This window comes from Mesorhizobium sp. (genome assembly GCF_005063415.1).
GTDB lineage: Bacteria > Pseudomonadota > Alphaproteobacteria > Rhizobiales > Rhizobiaceae > Mesorhizobium.
In genome coordinates this window covers 4,606-10,262 of the sequence record NZ_SUEG01000170.1, presented here as the reverse complement: position 1 = coordinate 10,262, position 5,657 = coordinate 4,606, and the positions used below count along the sequence as shown (strand labels likewise).

2 protein-coding genes are annotated in these 5,657 nt (G+C 66.4%); both read right to left on the bottom strand.

Annotation, left to right across the window (positions count from 1 at the left end; all coding sequences use genetic code 11):
- A partial coding sequence (gene pbpC / locus E5W70_RS27935) for a penicillin-binding protein 1C (RefSeq protein ID WP_292664539.1) occupies window positions 1-1,980 on the bottom strand: 1,980 nt, incomplete at its 3' end.
- A 174-nt stretch (window positions 1,981-2,154) separates the two neighbouring features.
- Window positions 2,155-5,657 (bottom strand): alpha-2-macroglobulin (locus tag E5W70_RS27930; protein WP_292664537.1); only part of this gene is annotated, 3,503 nt, incomplete at its 5' end.

Sequence of the window (5,657 nt, the reverse complement as noted above, 5' to 3'; positions counted from 1 at the left end):
GCCGTTGGCCAGCCAGCGGAATGGTGCGCGGCCGCCCTGCAGCTTGAGCACCAGCGGCGAGGCATCGGCCGAGGAAGTGCGGAGATCGACGCGGGCGCCGTCGGGCGGAAAGATGATGGTTGGCGCAGGTTCGGTCGGCGTCGCCTCCACCAGCCCATCGGTGCCGGCGCCGAAGCGCGTCAGCGTCACCGGTAGCTCCTCGCGCTTTGGCCGCCGGACACCGGCCGGCTGGCTTGGCAGCGGCACTGCGGCCAAACCGGAACGGACAAAGCCTTCGAACAGGATGGGCGCCGCCGAGACGTAGCCGGACAGGCCAGGCACCGCGCCGGCGTCGGGGCGGCCGACCCAGACGCCGAGCACGTAGCGGCCGTCGAAGCCGACCGACCAGGCGTCGCGATAGCCGTAGGAGGTGCCGGTCTTGTAGGCGATGCCGCGTTGGGCGGCACCCTGGGGCGGCTTGACGCCCGACAGGATGTCGGTGATCTGCCAATTCGCCTGCCCGTCGAGGATGGTGGTGGTCGAGCGTTCGGCGTTCGCCGGCTCGGTGCCGTCATGCAGCGTGTGTGCCTTGCCGCCATTGGCAAGCCCGGCATACAGCTGAACCAGGTCGCGCAGGGTCACCCCGACGCCACCGAGGCCGATCGCCAGGCCGGGCGCTTCGTTGACGGGCAGGATAGGCGTCACATCGGCTTGGCGAAAGCGCGCCATCAGCCGAGCCGGGCCGACCGCGTCGAGCACGCGGATCGCCGGTACGTTGAGCGACAATTGCAGCGCCTGCCTGATGCTGACATCGCCCTGATAGCCCATGTCGAAGTTCTTCGGCCGGTAACCGGAGAAATCGGCTGGGCTGTCCTCGATCAGCATCTCCTGCGCCACCAGGCCTTGTTCGAAGGCGAGGCCGTAGATGAACGGCTTCAGCGTCGAGCCAGGCGAGCGAACGACTTTGGTCATGTCGATCCAGCCCGAACGGCTGGCATCGAAGAAATCGGCGGAGCCGACCTCGCCAAGGATATCGCCGGTGCGGGAATCGGCCAGCACCATTGCCACCGAGAGGCGAGGGCCGAGCCTGGTGGCGGCATCCTTGGCCACCTGCTCCAGCCCTTCCTGAACACTCTTGCGGATCGTCAGTTGCAGCTTCTGGCCGGGGACGGCCTTGGGCAGCATCGCATAGGCCGCATGGGCGGCGAGTGCCGGTAAGGTCCGCCGCAGCCCCGACACATCGTCGAGCGCCGCTCGCGCGGCCTCGCGTTCGCCGAGCAGGCCTGCCGAGACCATGCGGGTCAGCACACGGTCGCGGGCGGCGTGGGCGATTTCGAGATTGCGGTCGGGGCGCCGCTTTTCCGGCAATTGCGGCAAAGCGACGAGCAGGGCCGCTTCCGAGACCGTCAGCCGTTTCGGCTCCTTGCCGAAATAGGCGAGCGAAGCGGCGCGCACACCTTCGAGATTGCCGCCATAGGGCGCCAGCGTCAGATAGCGTTCGAGGATCTCGCGCTTGGAAAGCCGCCGCTCGATCTGGACGGCGCGCAGCATCTGCTTGATCTTCGAGCCCAGGCTGCGGCTGTCGCGCGGTTCGATCAGCCGGGCGAGCTGCATCGACAGCGTCGAACCACCGGAGACGATATGGCCGCTGGTCGCGAACTGGCCGGCGGCACGCGCCAGTGCCAGCACGTCGACGCCTTGATGATCCCAGAAGCGCTTGTCCTCATAGGTGACCAGCATGTCGACGAACTGCTTGTCGACCTGGTCCAGGCTGGTAGTGAGCCGCCAATAGCCGTCCGGCGTAGCGAAGGCGCGTAGCAGCTGGCCGTCACGGTCCTGCACCTCGGTCGAGACCGTCAAAGCAGCCGGCAGCGGCGGCGGAAAAGCGCGGTCGAGCTGCCAGAGGACGGCGGCGGTGATTGCAGCGAGACCGGCGAAGGAAATGCCCGTGATGGCCGCTCGGCGCAGGATTTTTCGGGAAAGCACGGCGCTGCCCCTCATCCGCCTGCCGGCACCTTCTCCCCGTATAGAGACGGGGAGAAGGGGGCACTTTCTGCGACGTTCGAGATTGGCGAAAACTTCGGCGCAAGCTTCTTTCTCCCCGTCTCTATACGGGGAGAAATGCCCGGCAGGGCAATGAGGGGCAGCGCCGTCGCCATGTTCCTGTTCGTTGCCTTACGGCGCCTTGACCTCCATCATGCCGGTGGCGGTGCGGGCCGAATATTGCGGCCGGTACATGTCCTCGATCGTTGCTGCCGGGTGGGCGTAGGTGCCCGGCGTCACCGCGCGCACGACATAGGCGAGCGTGATGTTGCGGTCGCCGTCGCCGTCGTTGGGATTGAACGCCGCAACGAAACGGTCGTCGCGGAATTCGAGATGGGCGGCATCGGTCTGCGCCAGCCAGGAGAAGTTCGTCAATTGGGCGCTGGAGACCAGGCCCGGATTGTCGATCTCGAAGCCGGCCGGCAACAGGTCGGTGATCAGCAGCCGCGAAGGCCAGCTGTTCTGCTCGTAAACCTTGAGCACGACGACATAGCGCTCGTTCTGCTTGACCTCCGTTACGTTGGCCTCGGTGCCGTCGAGCTTGTAGTAGGTACGGCTGATGGTAAAGCCGTTGCCGCCGGCCGGCAGAGGCTGAATCGGTGAGGCCACGGTGGTGACGACCGCCTGCAGCGGATTTCTGCCGGTATTAGCGATGGTCAGCGGACTGTCGGCGAGGTCGTTGCCGGCGATCTGGTCCGAATAGCCGCCGGCATGCGATGCGCCGTTGACAGTCAGCGCGATCGAATCATTGCCGGCCTTCAGCGCGCGGGCCGCCAGCAGCATCCAGGACTCGTCCTGTGTGCTGGTCCACCTGGCGTCGGCACGTTCTCTGGTCACCAGCTGGATCAACGCCGGCACGATGGTCGGCACCGGCTTGCTTTCCGCGGCAAGCGCCAGGATCGCCGCGCCGTCACGCAGCGGCGAGCCGTAGTCGGACCGGTAATAGTCATATTCGGGGGTCGACTTGGCCAGTTGCAACGCGGCCTGGAAGGTTGCCTCCGAGCGCTGCGTGTCACCGTAGAGCGCGAGAGACGCCGCCAATTGGGCGACGGCCATCGGGCTGGTAAAGGCTTCGAGCTGGGTGTCGGCATAATAACGCAGATCGCCGACCGAGGCCTTCTTGTTGCGGGCAAGCACATAGAGCGCATAGGCGATCTCGCTGCCGCGATCCTGGACGTCCTGGTCGTAGCCGATCGCGTTCTGCAGGTTGCTCAGCGCCTGGTTCATCGCCAGGGCCGGCACGTCGTACTTCTGCTCGCGCGCCCGGGTGAGGAAATCGGTGACATAGGCGTCGAGCCACAGATCGCCGGAACCCGGACCCCATAGGCCGAAGCTGCCGGCCGAGGCCTGGTAGCTCAGCACCTTGTAGATGGCGTCCTGGACGCGGCCATGCAGATCGGGGTCGCTGGCCATGCCGATGCCGGAAGCCATCTCGTTGACGTAGAGAAGCGGCATGGCGCGGCTGGTGGTCTGTTCGGCGCAACCATAGGGATAGCGGTCGAGCGTCATCAGCAGCGACGGTACATCGAAGGCAGCCGCCTGCGAAACGCCGACGCTGACCGAAGCGCCATCGAGCAGGCTCGCCGCCAGCAGTTCCTTGTCGACGCGCAGCGCGCCGCCATTGCCCTTGAGGTCGACGACCATGCGGGTGGTCACCGGCAGTTGCGCCGGGCGCACCGGCACATAGAGCGTCTGCTCGACGATGGTGCCGTCGGCATGCCCAAGCTTGATGGTGATCGAGGCGTTGCCCGCGGTCTGCGCAATCAACGGCACGGTCAGTGTCTGCCGCTTGCCTTTGGCCAGCGTCAGCTTTTCAGGCAAGGCGGCACTGCCGGTAGACAGGTCGCCCGTCGTGTCGATGGTCAGCTTGTAGTCGCCAGCGGGGCCGTCGGTGTCGGCGACATCGAGCCGCATGACGGCGGAATCGCCGGGCGCCAGGAAGCGCGGCAGGCCGGCGGTGATCACCACCGGATCGCGCACGATGACATCGGACTGGGCATGGCCGACCGCCTCCTTGGTCCAGGCGACGGCCATGACGCGCACGGTGCCGTTGAACTGCGGAATGTCGAAGTCGATCCGCGCCTTGCCGTCGGCATCGAGCTGAACCGGGCCGGAGAAGAAGGCGACCAGCTTTTCGGTCGGCGGACTGCCTTGCGATTGCATGTTGGCGCCGTCTCCGCCGGTGCGCAGCTTACCGGTTGTGCCCAGCGAGCCGTCGATCAGCCGGCCATAGATGTCGCGAACCTCGAGGCCTAGCATGCGCTGCCCGAAGAACCAGTTCTCCGGATCCGGCACCTTGTAGTTGGTCAGGTTGAGGATGCCGACGTCGACGGCCGCGACCATGACATAGGCGTTGCTGCCGGGCTGCACGCCGGCTACGGCGACCGGGATCGACAGCTGCTGGCGCGGCATGGTCTTGTCCGGCGGCGCCAAGCTGACGGCAAGCTTCCGCGAGCCGGGATCGAGCTTCAGCCATTTGACGCCGATGGCGCGGGCCGGCATGCGTGTCTCTTGCGCATCGCCTGGCCTGAACAGCGTTGCCGTGACGTAGGCGCCGGCACCCCAATCGTCGCCGACCGGGATGTCGACAGTGCTGCCGCCTGCCGGCACGCTGGCGGTGACGGTCTTCAGGAGCTTGTCGGCGCCGATGGTAACGAGCAGCTCGCCGGCAAAGTGCGGCGACACTTTGAGCTTGGCCACTTCACCCGCCGCATAGGTATCCTTGTCGAGGGCGATCTCGAGCCCGTCGGGCGTTTCGGTGGTGGTGGAACTGACATACCAGCCGGCGTCGAACTCGTAGCTGGTGGCCGGGCCTTCCGGATCGGCTGTCTCGATCTCGAGCCGGTAGCGGCCCCAGTCGACCGGCAGCGACATGGTAGCCTCGCCATCGGCGCTCAGGTCGACCTGGCCGTTGGCCACCGCCTTGGTGAAGGTGACCGGCTCATAGTTCCAGGAGTTGCTCGAGCGGTACCACTGGTAGCTGCGCTCGACCTTGACCAGCGACCACTGCGCGCCCTTCAGCGCCTCACGCTTGCCGTCTGGGGCGACGGCGATCAGGCTGAACTTGGCCGTGCCGCCCTGCGGCACCTCGTCGTCGTCGAAATCCGGGCGGATGCCGATCATGTGGCCCTGCGGGCGGATGCCGATGTTCAGCGAGCGCTCGATCGCACGGCCGCCGGTTTCGCGCATCCTGACCGTGACCTTTGCGTCGACCAGCTTGGTAGTCGACGGCAATTGATCGACGGAAACCGGGAAGGTCGCCTTGCCGTCCTCGCCGACCACCGGCAGGCCGGTGAAGGGCGTCACCGTCGGTTCTGCCGACTGTTCGTCGGCGAGACCGAAGGAATAGCCTTTGAAGCGGTCCCAGTCGCGGGCGGTCGACAGCGTCAATTCGCCTTCGAGCGCCAGGCCCGCGGCCGGCGCGCCATAGAGAAAGCGGCCGTCGACGGTGATGTTGGCGGTCTCGCCCTGGGCGATCTCCTGCTTGTCGGAGGACAGGTCGAACTCGATGCGATCCGGTACGAAGTCCTCGACCAGGAACATCTGGCTGGCGACCGCCGCCTGCTTGGGATCGGTATGGATCGCCACCGTCCAGGTGCCGCGCATGGCGTTGGGTTCCAGCGGCAGGTCGACCG